Below are 13,707 nucleotides of genomic sequence, written 5' to 3'. Positions count from 1 at the left end.
GGCCCGATTCATGACACGGTAGCGTCGTCAGTGGCGTGCGAAGGGGGAGATGACCATGGGCAAGGGGAAGAGCGACCTCGCGGTTCCGATCACCGACCTGGAGGACTACGGCAGGCGGCTGCGCTCCATCAAGGACCGCATGAACCGCACCAAGAAGATCTTCGAGTCCTACCGCGACGACATCGGCGACGGCGGGGTGTACGACTCCCTGGACGACTTCGAGTCCAACTGGGAGGACGGCCGCGAGGACATCGGCCAGCAACTGGACCAGCTCGCGGAGCTGTCGGACGCGGTGGTGCGCGAGTTCAAGAAGCTGGACGACGACTTGGCCAAGCAGGTCAATGACGCGGTGAAGGCGAATGAGGGGAAGGGCGGCAAGGGCGGCGGCAAGGGCGACGGGAAGTAGCCGCGCCCCGCGCCAGGCCTGGCCTCAGCCCACCTCGTTCTCCGCGACCGCGCGCCCCGTCACCGTGACGTCCCCGCCGTAGAACATCCCCGTGAAGACGGGGCTGTAGGTCATCCGGACCTCTACCTCGACCTGCTGCGCGTTCGCCGTCACGCAGTGCGTCGCCGCCGCGTCCGCGCCGGTCAGGCCCGCCTCCCTGACGAAGGCCTGGACCCGGGCGCCGCAGTTCTCGAAGTTGATGGGGGCGCCCTTGGCTCCCTCGTAGATGCCCTCCATGTCGAGGTCCTGCGCTGCGTAACGCGCGGCCTGCTCCGCGATGTCCGCGGCCCGCTCCCGCTTGGAGATGGAGAGCCCGCCGTCGATCACGAACGCGGCGAGGGAGAGGAAGACGAGCGCGAAGATGATGACCGCGCCCGCGCCCGAGCCCCGGTCGTCCAGCGCTTCCCGGCGGGCGGCGGCGAAGGCGCGTACGCCAGTGTGCTTCGTCGTCACGCCGACCTCCGGTACGGGTCGAGCGGGGAGCTGAAGCTGGCCTTCAGCGTGGTCGGCACATCCACGCCGATCATGGCCAGGCCCCGCACCTGGCAGCTGACCTCGACCGTGAAGAAGGGGTCGACGTCGGGGTCGAAACCGGCGCTCTTCTGTACGACGCTGACCGGCCCCGAGCAGACGTCGGCGAGGTCCGCCCGCGCGGCCCTGCGCGCCTCCGCGAGCGCCGTGCCGTGCTCCTTCTGGATCGAGCCCGCGCGCGCCGCGTCGCGCGCCGCGCCGTCGATGGCCCCTCGGCCGTCGACGAGCTGCCCGAAGGCCACCAGGACGAGGATGAACAGGATCATCACGGGGGCGAGGATCACGACCTCGATGGTCGAGAGCCCCCGGTCTCCCCCGCGCGTCCGGGCCCGGGCGCGCGCCCGGAGCGCCACCCGCAGGCGGCCTCCCGCCGCGGCCCCGGCCCCCGTACCGGCCCCCACGCCAACCCCCACGTCACGCATCAGCCGTTGTCCTCCACGAACCGCTCCACCGGCCCCGCGGACTGCGCGTGCACGGTGAAGTCGAGGCCGGGGAAGACCATCGGCACCCTCGCCGTGATCTCCACACCGACGGTGCCCGGGTCCGGCTGGATCGTCCGCACCTCCGGGTCGAGCACCAGCTGCGGGCCGAGCTGGCGGATGTACGCGTCGGCCACGTCACGCGCCTCGCCGCGCCAGCCGCCCGCGTTCTCGTCCGCCGTCGCGCGGGCCTTGCGCGCGCCCGCCTGCGCCGCCGCCTGGGCGACGTGATCCGCGAAGAAGTACAGCGCGAACTGGACCGTCGCGAAGATCATGAAGAACAGCACCGGGGTGAGCAGCACGAACTCGATCGCGGTCATGCCGGATTCGCCGCGGGCGGAGGCGGCCTCCACCCTGCGGCGTACCCATCGTCTTGCACGCTCGCGCATGCGTGTCCGCTCCCGTCCCCGTTCGGTTCACCCGGTGCGCCGCCACCTCAGCAGGTGCTGTCGGCGTCCGCGCCCTCGATGCACTTGCCGACCTTGTCGGCGCCCTTGTCCAGCGCCTCGTTGATGACCGCGGCCACCGCGCCCACGATCGCCACGACGACCGCCGAGATGATGACCCACTCGACCGCGGACGCGCCGCGGTCCAGCTCGCCGGAGCGGACGCGCTGCACGCGGCCCTGAAGGAAGGTGATGACGAAGTCGAGGCCGGGGTTGCCGGTGCGGAAGTTCCGCCCGTTCAGGCCGCCCGGACCGCTGGGGGCGTCCAGTCCGTTCGTTTCGTTCGGTCCGTTCATGGTGTGTGTCCTCTCAGGAGTGGTGGGGGGAGGAGGTACCGGGCCCCGTTGTCGCCGGCACCGTCGTCGAAGGGCGGCTAGACCTGGAACACCCGCATCGCCGCAGGGAAGATGAGGAAGACCAGGAAGCCCGCGCACAGCAGCAGCTGGGCCACCAGCATCGACTGGGACTTCTCGCCCGCGCTGCCCTCGATCTCGGCCATCTCGCGATGCCGCATCGTCTCCGCGCGGGAGGCGAGCGACTCGCGCACCTTCGCGCCGTCGTCCGCCACCAGCGCCAGGGACGCCGACAGGTCCTTCAGCTCCTCGACGCCCAGTTCCTCGCCGAGCGCGCCGAGGGCCTGCCACTGACTGACGCCGGTGATGCGGGCGTCGGCCAGCGCGGTCCTGATGCGCTGCGTCGCCCATCCGTCGGAGACTTCCGCCGCCGCCATGAGCGCCTCGGGGAGACCGCGGCCGCCCGCGAGGCTCATCGACACCAGGTCCAGATAGGCGCCGATGACGCGGCGCAGATCGCGCCGCTTGTCCGCAGCGTCCCTGCGTACTTCCAGGTCGGGCAGGAAGAAGAAGAGCACGCCGAACATCAGCGCGAGCCAGACCGGGATGACCGGGCTGCGGCCGATGCCGAGCGTGAAGATGATGGCGAAGAGGAACGGGCCGAAGAAGACACCGGCGGCGGCGAGCAGCACCTTCGTCGCCAGGAACTTCTCCCAGCTGCGGTCGAGGACCGCGAGGTCGGCCCGGAGCGAGCGCAGTTCCCAGCCCTGCTGGAGGTAGAAGTCCGCGACGCGCGTGCCGACGCGGGTGCGCATCGATCCGATGCGGCCCGGCTTCTCCGTGTCCGAGGTGGCCCGGTGCGACTCGTACGCCGCGCCGCGCGCCCGCAGCGCGTCGATGCGGGCGACCTGGGCGACCGCGCTCTGCTTGGACGGCATGAGGGCGCGTACGAGGGCGAAGACGCCGAGGCCGAGCACCGCGCCGATCACTATCGGCATCGTCAGGCTCATCGACGTACCCCCTCGGGAGAGTTGGAGTAGCCCGGCAGGCCCTGCGGCGACGGCTGCTGGGGCTGGTCGGCGGTGGCGGCCGGGCCCCGGGGGCGCACGAACTGCACGCCCGGCTCGTCCTTGACCAGGAAGCGGTCCGGCGTCTCCACCGTCGACAGCTTCCGCAGCCACCAGAAGCCCAGCGCGAACAGGGCGCAGACCATGGCGAGCACGAGCTGCCCGACCGGGGTGCCGTAGGGCTCGACGAACTCGCGGTTGAAGATGGACAGGCCGAGGACGAAGGCGACCGAGACCGCCACCACGATCTGCACCGAGCGGCGGGTCGAGGCGCGCTGCGCCATGACGCGCTGGCGCATGTCGACCTCCTCGCGCGCCGACTTGGCGAGCGCGCCGAGCACCTGGCGCAGGCCGGGGCCACGCAGCTTGGCGTTGAGGATGAGCGCCGCGACGATGATGTCCGCCGACGCGTCGTCGATCTCGTCGGCGAGGATCTGCAGGGCCTCGGGGAGCGGGGTGCGGGCGCGCAACCGGTCCACCAGGGCGTCCAGGTGGGGGCGGAGCACGGGGGCCGCCGCGCGGGCCGACGCGGGGATGGCCTGTTCGAGGCCGACCGCGCCCGCGATCGTGTCGCGCAGCGATTCCGTCCAGGCGGCGAGGGCCTCCACGCGCTTCATCTGGGCGCGTTCCTCGGCGGCGCCGCCGAAGAGCTTGTCCCAGAAGAAGACGAGGACGCCGGCGGCGATGCCCGCCACGGCCCAGCGGGTGAGGAGGAGGACGGCGAGGCCGACACCGGCGGCGAGCGAACCGCGCCGCCCGGCGAACCGGAGCAGTTCGCTCCAGCGCTCGCTCGCCTTGTGCTTCTCGTGGGCGGGCTTGACGGGCAGGCCGCGGAGCGCGATCGCCAGGAGCGCGATGCCGCCGCCCGCGGCGACGCCGCACCCCAGTGCGTACAGGACGGGCAGCGAGAAGAGGCCGCCCATGGAGCCGAGGGAACCCGCTGCCAGCGGATCGGATGCGTTCATGTCGTGCTCACCCCCATTGCCCGGCGGGGCGGTAGCCAAAAGCGGCCAGGTCGTCCATGCAGGCTATCGGCGCGTGCGCGACGACCCGCCCGTCGGGGGCCTCCGCGAAGACCTCGCTGGACAGGACGCGGCCGTCGACGCCGTTGACCTCGCGGACCGAGGTCACCATGCGCTGGAGCTTGCCGCCGGACTGGTAGTTGTTGCGCCGCTGGATGAAGACGACGAAGTTGACCGCGCCCGCCACCAGCATCTGGCTCGCCTCGATGGGGAGGCGTTCGGCGGCCTGGAGCGCGTAGGTGGAGATGCGGTTGAAGACCTCGCTGGAGCTGTTGGCGTGGATCGTGGAGAGCGAGCCGTCGTTGCCCTGCGACATCGCGTTGAGCATCGTGACGATCTCGTCGCCGAGGACCTCACCGACGATGACGCGCGAGGGGTTCATGCGCAGCGAGCGGCGCACCAGCTCGGCCATCGTGATCTCGCCCTGGCCCTCGGAGTTGGGCAGCCGCTCCTCGAACGCGACGACGTTCGGGTGCAGGTCGGCGAATTGGTCGAGGCCGAGCTCCAGGGCGCGCTCGACGGTCACCAGGCGCTCGTGCGGCGGGATCTCGTTGGCGAGGGCGCGAAGGAGCGTGGTCTTACCGGCGTTGGTCGCGCCCGCGATCATGATGTTCTTGCGGGCCCGGACCGCGCAGGCCAGGAAGTGGCCGATCTCCGGGGTGAGCGTGCCGTTGCCGACGAGGTCCGACATGAAGACCTTGCCCATGCGGGCGCGGCGGATGGACAGGGCCGGGCGGCGCGTGACGTCCATGACCGCCGACAGACGCGAACCGTCGGGCAGCCGGAGGTCGAGCTGCGGGTTCGCGGAGTCGAAGGGCCGGGAGGAGAGACCGGAGTAGGCGCCGAGTACCTGGATCAGCTCGACGAGTTCCTCGTCGGTCTCGGCGACCGGGTCGGCCTTGGTCTCGCGGCCGTCGGCGTATCCGACGAAGACCTGGTCGCAGCCGTTGATGTCGATGTTCTCGACCTCGGGGTCGTCGAGCAGCGGCTGCAGCCGTCCGACGCCGAAGAGCGCGGCGTGCACGGCGGCCGCGTACTGCTCCTCGGTCTCCGCGTCGAGGGGGGTGCGCCCGGCGTTGATCTCCGCGCGCGCGTACTCCTCCAGGATCTGCGCGATGACGGCGCGGGCGTAGTGCCGCTCGTCCTCGCCCGACATCGGGGTGACGCCGGAGACCTGGTCGAGGCGGCGCTGCTCGGCGATGCGGTCACCGGCTTCCTGCCGGAACCGCTTCACCAGCTGGTGATCGACGGGCGTGCTCATCGGCCCGCTCCGTGCTGCTGGCGCTGCTGCGCCACGGGGTTGGTCCAGGCGGCGCCGTACTGCTGGTACAGGTCGACGGTCACCTTGCGGGCGGAGCGGATGAGCAGCGACTTGTCGAGGCGTCCGCGCTTGCGGCCTGCCAACTGGTCGGCGCCAGCCGGGTCGTCGGCGAGGGTGCCCACGACGCGGGCGCCGGTCTGGGCGGCCATCAGCATGTCGTTGACCTGGTGGACGAGCTTGCCCGACGTCGAGGGGTCCGCGATCAGGAGTACGCCGATGAGCGGCGTCGCGAGCGAGGCGGCGCCCCGTGCGCCGCCGTGCAGCTTGGTGGCGAGGGCCGCGGCCCGGTCGCGTACGCGGGCGATCGCCTCGGGCTCCGTGCGCGAGACGAGCAGGACGAGGGCGGCCTGCGGGAAGAGTTCGACGGCCGGGGTGTCGCCGCTGACGCGTCCGCAGTCCGCGATGACGTCGGCGGGCGCGTGCGGCGAGTCGGCGAGCTGGGAGAAGGCGCGCCCGAGGGTCGGCCAGAGCCCGGCGAGGCCCGCGGCCTGCTCGGCGTTGCCGAGCCCGACGAGGACTTCGAGTCCGCCGCTCAACGGCTGGGTGTGGTCCCAGAGTTGGTCGGGGACGAGACCGCGGCGGGCCGTGGCCGCGATGGAGAGCATGCCGGTGTTGGGGTTGAGCGGGCCGCCGTGGGCGGCCGCGCTGCGGTAGACGAGGTCGCCGCCCGCGGGGTCGGTCTCCGCGACCAGGACGCGGCGCGGCCAGACGGCGGCCAGCGCGACGGCAGCGGTGGTGACGCCGGGCGACCCTTTGTCGGCGGCGAGTGCGATGAGCGCCATGTCTCTTCTGCTCGCCTCTAGTTGCTGTTGTCGGTGACGCGGACGACGACGACCTTGCCCTCGGACGCGGCGCTCGCCAGAGCCGCGACCTCTTCCCGCGGGACGAGGAGGGTGATGCTCTGGTTGCCGGTGCTCACGGTGGCGTCGCTCTTGGCGGTGAGGGTGCTCACCTTGGCGGCGGCGACCAGGGGCGAGCCGCTGCCGGAGTTGCCGGAGCTGCTTCCGCTGGAGCCGCTTCCGCCGGAGCCCTTGCCGGTCGAGGTGCCGGAGAGCACGGGGTAGGCGGCGACGGTGTCGCCGGGCTTCAGGTCGGCGGGGTACTGGCCCTCCTTGAGGGAGAGGCCGACGGAGGCCTTGCCCGCGGGCAGACCGGCCTTGGCACCGAACATCTCGCCGACGGCGACCGTGCCGCCGGGGATGGTGTTCTTGGCCTTGAGCCTGGAGAGGGCGTCGACCTGGGCCCACGGGACGTAGTTGATGGACTTGTCCTCGGCGACCATCACGCTGGTGATGTTCTCGCCCTCGACGGGCGCCTCGCCCGCCGGGATCTCCTTCGTGACCTTGACGACCTCGATGCGGTCACCGGCCTGAAGCACGAGGACCGTGGCGCCGAGCGCGCCGACCAGGATCAGCAGAACGGCCAGTGCGGCCAGTGCCGGTTTGCGCTCGCGAGGCGGCGCGGGAAGGCGCTCACCGACGGTCGGCTGAGCCGGCGCGGCGGAACGGCTGTTGCCCGCCCCCATACGCTCCTGGATCTTCACGCAACTGCTCCCCGCACGCCCAAGAAGATTCGGTCAATTTCCGTCATTTGTGACACTCGCGACTCTCTACGCCCCGCCTCGGGCGGGCTATTCAGCCCCAGGCTCAGTGTCAAGTCATCGCACCGTATCAGCAGCATATAAGCCCCTCAAGGCACGTTAAAGATCGCGAAGCTCACAAGCCCCATCGTTATCCACGCGCGATCCGCACTCGCCGGTTCCGACGCCGTTCCCGGATTGCGGGGAACGGGATTTGTGTGCGTACGCGAATAAGCGGCCCGTGTCGTGATCCGCCGGCCCCGTGGGGGACGCGGCGGGGGGCGCGGCCGGTTCCCGCGCGGGGTCAAGTCCGCGTGCGGGGGCACTGAACCGCCCGCGTTCCTCCTCACAACCCACGCAACTCGGTTGCCCGATGAGGGCGGGACGGCGCCCGGCGGAGTGAACCCGCCTCGCCTATTCCCCCTCTCTTATTCCGCGCGAAGGAAACGCGTTCCGCCAAGCGCCTGTTGGCCGACACGAAAGAGAAGCGAACCCCCCATGACTCGCATGACCACCACTCCGAGAACCCCCACCCGCCGGACCTCCCTCGCCGCCGGCATCGCGGCGACCGGCGCCGCCCTCGCGATGGTCGCCACCTCCGCCCCCGCCGCCCACGCGATCATCGGCGGCACCGAAGTCCCCAACGACGCCTACCCGTTCATGACGGCGGTCCTGGAGAAGGGCCCGGGCAGCGTCCGCGACCGGCAGTTCTGCGGGGCCAGCCTCCTCACCCCGGACACGGTCGTGACGGCCGCGCACTGCCTGGTCGACGACGAGGGCAAGCCGGTCAAGCCGAAGACGCTCCAGGTCGCGGTGGGCCGCACGGTGCTCTCGGCCCGGCAGGGCCAGATACGGAACATCGCCAAGGGCGGCGTCGTCGTGCACCCGCGCTACCTCAAGGGCCAGGAGGCGTACGACGTGGCGTTCCTCCAGCTGGCGAAGCCGGTCCGCGGCATCTCCCCGGTGGCGCTGCCCACCCAGGGCACCGACGCGCTGATCCGTCCGGGCCAGAAGGCGACGGTCGCGGGCTGGGGCAACACGGACACGGAGCTGACCCACACGCCGGACCGCCTGCGCCAGGTGAGGGTCCCGATCCTCTCGCACGCCGAGTGCCGGACGAGCTACAAGGAGTACGACGCGAAGGTCAACTTCTGCGCCGGAGTCGAGACGAAGGACTCCTGCCAGGGCGACAGCGGCGGCCCCATCTTCCGCAAGGTACCGGGCCGCGAGGCCCCGATTCTGATCGGCGTCGTCTCCTACGGCGACGGCTGCGGCGCGCAGGGTGCCCCCGGCGTCTATACGTCCCTCAGCTCCTCGAAGCTGTGGAAGACGCTGGACGAGTCGCCGTCCGCCAAGAAGATCAAGCGGGCGCTGAACCGCCGCTGACGCGGCGGGCGCCGGCCTGAACAAGGGCGCGGGGCGGGCCGCACTTCCGAGCGGCCCGCCCCTCTCGGGGGCCTTACTCCGCGAAGCGGAACGTAGACGTCACCGCGTCGAAGATGTCGAAGAACGAGTCCGCCAGTTCGAGGATCTGGCTGCTCCCCGAGACCAGCGCCACCTTCCCCTCCTGACCCGGCACCGGAACGAACGTCTGCATCAGGACGACGCGGATCGTGCGGTCGTCGCCCGGCACGGAGATGTCCTCGACGCCGTACGTGCGCGCCGCGAGGCCGACGCCCGGGATCTCGACCGTCGTGACCTTGCGCCACGCGTCACCCTCTCGCTTGGCCTCGCGCACGCCGAGCTGGGCGACGATGCGGTCCGGGTCGGTCGGGAGTATGTCGCCGCTGGGCGTGCGGGCGCCGACCAGGGAGACGGTGACCGAGCCGGTGACCGGCGTATCGCCGCCGAAGGTCTCCGCCATGCAGCCGCAGTAGAGGGCACCGGACTGCCAGGCGTCCTTCGATGCCTTGCGCAGGAAGCCCTCGAAGGTCTCGCGGTACGGGGCCAGCTCGGGCCGGGCCCGCACACGGTCGTTGATCATCTGGCGGATGGCGGCGTCGCGGGACTCGGGGCGTACGTCGAACTCCCACCACGTCTCCGGCACCTTGATGCTGAATCCGCCGCGCGCGATGGTCTGCGGTGCTGTGTAGCGGGCCATGGCTGTTCTCGTCCCCTTCGTCGGCGTATGCCGGGCCGGCCGGCCGACTGCTCGCCGGTCCGGCCCGGGCCAGCCTACGAGGCTCCGGTCACCGCCGGGCCGCCGCCCGCTACTCCCCCGTGACGCCGTCGATCCGCTCCCTGAGCAGGTCGGCGTGGCCGTTGTGGCGGGCGTACTCCTCGATCATGTGCGTGAGGACATAACGGAGGGAGTACGCCTCTCCGTCGTGCTCACCGGTGGCGTCCAGGGAGTCGAGGGCGTCCACGACGGCGCGGGAGCGGGCGCACTCCGCGTGCCAGACCTCGAAGGCCTCGTCGGCATCGGCGTCCGCCACGTCAAAATCGGCGGGCTCACCGGGCAGACGCCCCCTCCAATTGGTCTTCAGCGCCTCACCGTTCAGCACGTTTCTGAACCAGCTCCGCTCGACCTCGGCAAGGTGTCGGACCAGCCCGAGCAACGACATCTCCGAGGGCGGCACGGCCCGCTCCTTGAGCTGCTCGACGGTCAGCCCGGCGCACTTCATCGCGAGGGTCTCGCGCTGGTACTGGAGAAAGGCGGTGAGGGAGACGCGTTCGCCTGCGGCGGAGCGTGGGGGGTCGGTGCGGCGGGGGGTGGGGGTGAGGGGGGTGGGGGTGAGGGGGGTGGGGGTGTGAGAGGCGGGGGTGCGGGTTTCTTCGGGCATTGGGCCATCATGCCGAGGCGGGTGTACCACCGCGCTCCGGTTGCCCGGGAAATCGGCAACGCGCACGCTCCTGGGTATCCTTCCGCGCACCCGCCCCATTCGCGGTCGGACTCCGGAAAGCAGCCAGGAACGGGGGAATATGTCCGCATCGGACCTGATCGTCGACTTTCAGTTGCTGAACAAGTCGGCGAGCCAACTGAGCGCCATCGAGACCGAGTTCAAGAACCTCGGCGAATGGAAGGACGACGTCAAGTCGGCGGTCGGCGCACCCGACATCAAGGACGCCATGACCGACTTCGTCGACAACTGGGACAAGAACCGCAAGCGTCTCCTCGAGTCCCTGGGCGAAGTCGGAAAAATGGTGGAGAACACCAGGGACGCGTTCAAGAAGCTCGAGGATCAGCTGGCGAAGACCGGCAAGAAGAAGTGAGGGCCGGCGAGAAGTAGCGACGCCGGAGCGAGACGTTCATTTCGGGGGAGAAGGAAATGGCACGACCCAAGGACTGGCAGCCGCTGCGCGAGAGCGATCCCGTACCCGGTGATCCCGTCGCGGTCCGCGAGCAGGTCAAGCACATGAAGAAGATCGCCGAGTACCTGCGTACGCAGGCCGAGGCGCTCACCGCGATGGCCGACGCCGACAATCTCAAGGGCAAGTACGCGGAGAAGCTGGGCGAGGACTCCCGTGCCCTCGGCCGCAAGCTCGACGAGGCGGAGGACCGCTACCGCGAGGTCAAGGGGCACCTGTCCGGTTGGGCCGAAGAGCTCGAAGGGTTCCAGAAGCGGGCGGACAAGGCGCTCGGTGACGCCAAGGACGCCAAGCGGATCATCGACGCCCACGAGAGCAAGCCGGAGTCCGAGAAAAAGGGCAAGGACGACGAGAAGGGCGCCAAGGACGGCAAGGACGATAAGGGCGACAAGGGGTCCGATACCGAGGATCCCGCGCTCAAGAAGGCGAAGGAGGACCTGGCGGACGCCCGCGGCCGTGTCAATTCCGCGGCCGGTGACTACAACGAGCGCGCGGGCCATTACGCCGGGAAAATCCGTAAGTCCATCGACGACGACATGAAGGACAGTTGGTGGAACGACTTCAAGGCGTGGGTCGGTGACGCCGACTGGATAGGCGACTGGGCCGACAAACTGAGCTGGCTCGCCACGGTCGTGGGTATCGCCGCCATGTTCTTCCCCGCCCTCGGCGTCATCGCACTCGCCCTGACGGCTGTCGTCGCCGCCGCCCACCTGTTGATGGCGGTCACAGGAAACGGCTCGTGGTTCGACGTCGTGATGGACATCGGCGCGCTGAAGATGGCACGTAATGGCGTGAAGGCCGCCAAGGCCATCAAGGCGCTGCAGCAGAGTTCCCGCAAGACCGCCGCCGGTGTGGCGAAGGAAGGCGCGGCGGAGACCCGGAAGAACGCGATGAAGAACGCGGCCAAGGGCGAGAAGAAGGGCGGAGGCAGGTCGGGCGGCGACCGCCAGAAGAACCGCGCCCGCCGACTGCGGATGGAGCAGAAGAACCAGGCGGCGGGCAACAAGGTGCGCGACGCCGAGCTGCCCCAGATCACCGCCCAGGAGAAGGCCAGTGTGCTCGGCGACGCGAAGCTCGGCCAGCAGATGAAGGACATCAACAAGTGGCGCGACAAGTACCCGGACAACACCAAGCTCGCGGAGAACGCCCGGGAGGCCGCGCGCCAGAAGGACGCCCTGCGCGGTTCGTGGGCGGTCGGCACCGGCCTCGACACGGCCGACAAGGGCGGCGACCTGGTCTCGGACGGTGAGTACAGCCGTATGAAGGACCGCATGACACAGCCGGTGGGATCGCGATGGTGACGAGGGCGAAGGCGGCGGCGCTCTGATGGCCGGGAAAGAACGACGCCCTGAGGCGACGGATCGCACCGAGCGGCGGCTGGCGCTGCGCCTCGGGATCTTCAAGTGGGTCTTCCTGCTGTCGATGCTGCGCATGTTCGCCGCCCCCGCCAGCAAGGACTTCTTCGACGAGCAGCTCGTGCCGTGGCCGACCTGGGACTGGGCCGTGTGTGCCCTCGTACCCGTGACCCTGATCCTCCTGTCCCGGCGTCCGGACGACTGGAAGGAGCTGGCGGGGGAGCGCAGCCTCATCAGGGGGGCGCTCGCTCTGTATCTCCTGTACGCGCTGATGGGTGCCATCGGCCGGAACCACTGGTCCCTCTGGGTCGCCGCGGGCATCTGCCTCGTCGGCTTCGCCTCGATGTGGCATCTCAACCGCAAGGAACGACTTCGTGCTGCCTGAACAGACCGGCCCCGAGGCGGAGCCCACCGATCCGCCCGTCACCGACCCTCCGGCGACCGAGCCACCCGTCACCGACTCCCCGGCGACCGGCTACCGCGTCCTGCTGCCCGACCAGTGGGCCCAGATCCCGCTGCGGCAGGGTACGGAGGAGGCCGTCCGCCGCATCCTCGACGACGCCTTCGCCCGCATACCCGCCGACGCCCCGCAGGACCGCATCGGCCCCTACAAGCGTGAACTGGAGCGCCGCTTCCGCTCCTCCGTCGCCGACGCCCAGAAGAGCAAGGCGCTCGACCTCTACCTGCCGGTGAAGCCGATGGGCGGCGTCAGCGTCGGGGCCTCGATCCTGGTCTCGGAGTCCGTGGTGCCCCGGCGCCCGGGCGAACCGCGGACGGAGTCCGAGCCGACCGAGGTCGCGGTGCAACTCCTGTCCAGGGACGGCGTGGAGAACGCCGACCTCAGCTCGGGAGAGATCGACGACGCCCTCGCCGTGCGCCGCGAGCACGTGGTGGAAGCCGCTCCGGCCAAGGGCGCGGAACTGGCCTCGCGCCGCGTCGAGTACATCCTCTCCGTGCCCGGGGACCCCGACCGCTGGTTCGTGGCGGCGTTCTCGACGGTCGGGGGCGGCGACCCCCGGGACGAGCTGGCCGAGGCGCTCGTCGAATGGTTCGACGCCGTGATGGCGAACTTCCGCTGGACCCGAGGATGACGATGCCATCAGATATGAGCGGTACGTACGAGGTGAGCGAGCCCCGCGGTGGTGCGACCGAGCCCCACGGTGACGTGAGCGAGCCCCGCGGTGGTGTGACCCAGCTCGGCGGCGAGGAGCCCACCAAGAAGTACTTCTGGCCCGTCATCGACATCGAGGACGTGGACGAGGACGCATGGATCATGGTCCCGCCCCGCGCCGGCCGCACGGCGCCCTCGGAGACGTGGGAGGACATCGGCACCTGGGCGCGGGAGGTAGCCGAGGACCTGTGGCAGGACAGCGATCTCGACCCCGGCCCGAACGGCGTCGACTTCGTCGCCGGGACCCTGCTGCGGTGCGCCGAGACCTTCGCGCCGCCCGGCTCGGACCACTGGGTCTTTCTCCACGTCGACCACCCCGCCGACGCCCCGCTCCCGGTCCTCGCGGCACTGGGCCCCGCGTCGGGCCCGCGCGAGGAGACGCTGCGCGCGCTCACCATGGCGGACGACGCGACTGCGGTCGAGCCGCCTGTCGTCAAGACCGTCAAATCCGAGAAGCTCGGCAAGGGGATGACCACCTTCCGCTACGTCCCGCAGGAGGACTCGACCCACCTGCTGGCCTGCGTCCGCTACGCGTGGCAGGTCGAGGAGCACGGGGCGGACGTCGTCATCTGGACCGCCTCCGAGGACATCGCGCACGTCATGCGCGCGGCGGAGGACCTGGAGGAACTCGCACGGACGCTGGGCATCTGGAACCCGCGGACGGGGTCATGAGTAGGGCACGGGCGTAC

18 protein-coding genes are annotated in these 13,707 nt (G+C 70.5%); 7 read left to right on the top strand and 11 right to left on the bottom strand.

The annotated features are described in order from the left end of the window. The first annotated feature begins 55 nt into the window (after positions 1-55). Positions 56-406 carry a hypothetical protein gene (locus DMA15_RS21425; RefSeq protein ID WP_125514394.1) on the top strand — a complete coding sequence of 117 codons (351 nt, stop codon included), beginning with the start codon at positions 56-58 and terminating at the stop codon, positions 404-406. 24 nt (positions 407-430) lie between these two features. On the opposite strand, the gene DMA15_RS21420 is transcribed toward DMA15_RS21425, so the two are convergent. The 9 genes from DMA15_RS21420 to DMA15_RS21380 all read right to left on the bottom strand — a co-directional run bounded on the left by DMA15_RS21420 (position 431) and on the right by DMA15_RS21380 (position 7,147). Further along, positions 431-898, bottom strand: a complete 468-nt coding sequence (locus DMA15_RS21420; RefSeq protein WP_206302786.1) for a pilus assembly protein TadG-related protein — start codon at positions 896-898, stop codon at positions 431-433. Next, entirely contained in the window at positions 895-1,398 is a 504-nt protein-coding gene (locus DMA15_RS21415) for a TadE/TadG family type IV pilus assembly protein (protein WP_125514393.1), read from the bottom strand. Before DMA15_RS21415 ends, DMA15_RS21420 begins: the two co-directional genes overlap by 4 nt. Continuing rightward, on the bottom strand, positions 1,398-1,844 hold the full coding sequence (locus DMA15_RS21410) for a TadE family protein (RefSeq protein ID WP_125514392.1): 447 nt from the start codon (positions 1,842-1,844) through the stop codon (positions 1,398-1,400). Before DMA15_RS21410 ends, DMA15_RS21415 begins: the two co-directional genes overlap by 1 nt. Before the next feature lie 47 nt (positions 1,845-1,891). Next, positions 1,892-2,143 (bottom strand): hypothetical protein, encoded by a 252-nt coding sequence (locus tag DMA15_RS21405; RefSeq protein WP_125517922.1) that lies wholly within the window; start codon positions 2,141-2,143, stop codon positions 1,892-1,894. A gap of 131 nt (positions 2,144-2,274) precedes the next feature. Continuing rightward, on the bottom strand, positions 2,275-3,204 hold the full coding sequence (locus tag DMA15_RS21400; protein ID WP_164551799.1) for a type II secretion system F family protein: 930 nt from the start codon (positions 3,202-3,204) through the stop codon (positions 2,275-2,277). Continuing rightward, positions 3,201-4,226 carry a type II secretion system F family protein gene (locus DMA15_RS21395; RefSeq protein WP_125514391.1) on the bottom strand — a complete coding sequence of 342 codons (1,026 nt, stop codon included), beginning with the start codon at positions 4,224-4,226 and terminating at the stop codon, positions 3,201-3,203. The genes DMA15_RS21400 and DMA15_RS21395 overlap by 4 nt, the downstream gene beginning before the upstream one ends. Before the next feature lie 7 nt (positions 4,227-4,233). After that, positions 4,234-5,544, bottom strand: a complete 1,311-nt coding sequence (locus DMA15_RS21390; protein ID WP_125514390.1) for an ATPase, T2SS/T4P/T4SS family — start codon at positions 5,542-5,544, stop codon at positions 4,234-4,236. Beyond that, positions 5,541-6,386 carry a hypothetical protein gene (locus DMA15_RS21385; protein ID WP_125514389.1) on the bottom strand — a complete coding sequence of 282 codons (846 nt, stop codon included), beginning with the start codon at positions 6,384-6,386 and terminating at the stop codon, positions 5,541-5,543. The genes DMA15_RS21390 and DMA15_RS21385 overlap by 4 nt, the downstream gene beginning before the upstream one ends. Before the next feature lie 17 nt (positions 6,387-6,403). Next, a complete protein-coding gene (locus DMA15_RS21380; RefSeq protein WP_125514388.1) occupies positions 6,404-7,147 on the bottom strand; it encodes a hypothetical protein in 744 nt (247 codons plus the stop codon). Between the two features lie 543 nt (positions 7,148-7,690). Between DMA15_RS21380 and DMA15_RS21375 the strand changes: the two genes are divergently transcribed. Continuing rightward, on the top strand, positions 7,691-8,569 hold the full coding sequence (locus tag DMA15_RS21375; RefSeq protein WP_125514387.1) for a serine protease: 879 nt from the start codon (positions 7,691-7,693) through the stop codon (positions 8,567-8,569). A 73-nt stretch (positions 8,570-8,642) separates the two neighbouring features. Here the strand turns inward: DMA15_RS21375 and DMA15_RS21370 are convergent, their stop codons facing one another. Together DMA15_RS21370 and DMA15_RS21365 are read right to left on the bottom strand one after the other, a co-directional pair. Beyond that, positions 8,643-9,284 (bottom strand): hypothetical protein, encoded by a 642-nt coding sequence (locus DMA15_RS21370; RefSeq protein ID WP_125514386.1) that lies wholly within the window; start codon positions 9,282-9,284, stop codon positions 8,643-8,645. Between the two features lie 109 nt (positions 9,285-9,393). After that, complete coding sequence (locus DMA15_RS21365) at positions 9,394-9,966, bottom strand: DinB family protein (protein ID WP_125514385.1); 573 nt, start codon at positions 9,964-9,966, stop codon at positions 9,394-9,396. Between the two features lie 139 nt (positions 9,967-10,105). Here DMA15_RS21365 and DMA15_RS21360 point away from each other — a divergent pair, with 139 nt between their 5' ends. The 5 genes from DMA15_RS21360 to DMA15_RS21340 are packed head-to-tail and all read left to right on the top strand — an operon-like array spanning position 10,106 to position 13,690. Then, positions 10,106-10,396 carry a hypothetical protein gene (locus DMA15_RS21360; protein ID WP_125514384.1) on the top strand — a complete coding sequence of 97 codons (291 nt, stop codon included), beginning with the start codon at positions 10,106-10,108 and terminating at the stop codon, positions 10,394-10,396. A gap of 56 nt (positions 10,397-10,452) precedes the next feature. Then, positions 10,453-11,793: a putative T7SS-secreted protein gene (locus DMA15_RS21355; RefSeq protein WP_125514383.1), complete on the top strand. Its 1,341-nt coding sequence runs from the start codon at positions 10,453-10,455 to the stop codon at positions 11,791-11,793. A 25-nt stretch (positions 11,794-11,818) separates the two neighbouring features. Further along, a complete protein-coding gene (locus DMA15_RS21350) occupies positions 11,819-12,232 on the top strand; it encodes a hypothetical protein (RefSeq protein ID WP_125514382.1) in 414 nt (137 codons plus the stop codon). After that, positions 12,222-12,938, top strand: coding sequence for a hypothetical protein (locus DMA15_RS21345; protein WP_240659884.1), 717 nt, complete (start codon positions 12,222-12,224; stop codon positions 12,936-12,938). The genes DMA15_RS21350 and DMA15_RS21345 overlap by 11 nt, the downstream gene beginning before the upstream one ends. A 2-nt stretch (positions 12,939-12,940) precedes the next feature. Continuing rightward, complete coding sequence (locus tag DMA15_RS21340; protein WP_240659883.1) at positions 12,941-13,690, top strand: hypothetical protein; 750 nt, start codon at positions 12,941-12,943, stop codon at positions 13,688-13,690. Positions 13,691-13,707 lie beyond the last annotated feature (17 nt).

This window comes from Streptomyces sp. WAC 01529, from assembly GCF_003945545.1.
In the GTDB taxonomy this organism is placed as follows: domain Bacteria; phylum Actinomycetota; class Actinomycetes; order Streptomycetales; family Streptomycetaceae; genus Streptomyces; species Streptomyces anatolicus.
Note: the sequence above shows the minus strand (reverse complement) of the source record. Positions and strands in the feature narration are given on the sequence as shown.

What these genes read in the sequence shown, in the direction of transcription:
- DMA15_RS21425 (WP_125514394.1), top strand. Translation starts at nt 56, where the DNA reads ATGGGCAAGGGGAAGAGCGACCTCGCGGTTCCGATCACCGACCTGGAG.
- DMA15_RS21415 (WP_125514393.1), bottom strand. Translation starts at nt 1,398, where the DNA reads ATGCGTGACGTGGGGGTTGGCGTGGGGGCCGGTACGGGGGCCGGGGCC.
- DMA15_RS21410 (WP_125514392.1), bottom strand. Translation starts at nt 1,844, where the DNA reads ATGCGCGAGCGTGCAAGACGATGGGTACGCCGCAGGGTGGAGGCCGCC.
- DMA15_RS21400 (WP_164551799.1), bottom strand. Translation starts at nt 3,204, where the DNA reads ATGAGCCTGACGATGCCGATAGTGATCGGCGCGGTGCTCGGCCTCGGC.
- DMA15_RS21395 (WP_125514391.1), bottom strand. Translation starts at nt 4,226, where the DNA reads ATGAACGCATCCGATCCGCTGGCAGCGGGTTCCCTCGGCTCCATGGGC.
- DMA15_RS21390 (WP_125514390.1), bottom strand. Translation starts at nt 5,544, where the DNA reads ATGAGCACGCCCGTCGATCACCAGCTGGTGAAGCGGTTCCGGCAGGAA.
- DMA15_RS21385 (WP_125514389.1), bottom strand. Translation starts at nt 6,386, where the DNA reads ATGGCGCTCATCGCACTCGCCGCCGACAAAGGGTCGCCCGGCGTCACC.
- DMA15_RS21375 (WP_125514387.1), top strand. Translation starts at nt 7,691, where the DNA reads ATGACCACCACTCCGAGAACCCCCACCCGCCGGACCTCCCTCGCCGCC.
- DMA15_RS21370 (WP_125514386.1), bottom strand. Translation starts at nt 9,284, where the DNA reads ATGGCCCGCTACACAGCACCGCAGACCATCGCGCGCGGCGGATTCAGC.
- DMA15_RS21365 (WP_125514385.1), bottom strand. Translation starts at nt 9,966, where the DNA reads ATGCCCGAAGAAACCCGCACCCCCGCCTCTCACACCCCCACCCCCCTC.
- DMA15_RS21360 (WP_125514384.1), top strand. Translation starts at nt 10,106, where the DNA reads ATGTCCGCATCGGACCTGATCGTCGACTTTCAGTTGCTGAACAAGTCG.
- DMA15_RS21355 (WP_125514383.1), top strand. Translation starts at nt 10,453, where the DNA reads ATGGCACGACCCAAGGACTGGCAGCCGCTGCGCGAGAGCGATCCCGTA.
- DMA15_RS21350 (WP_125514382.1), top strand. Translation starts at nt 11,819, where the DNA reads ATGGCCGGGAAAGAACGACGCCCTGAGGCGACGGATCGCACCGAGCGG.
- DMA15_RS21340 (WP_240659883.1), top strand. Translation starts at nt 12,941, where the DNA reads ATGCCATCAGATATGAGCGGTACGTACGAGGTGAGCGAGCCCCGCGGT.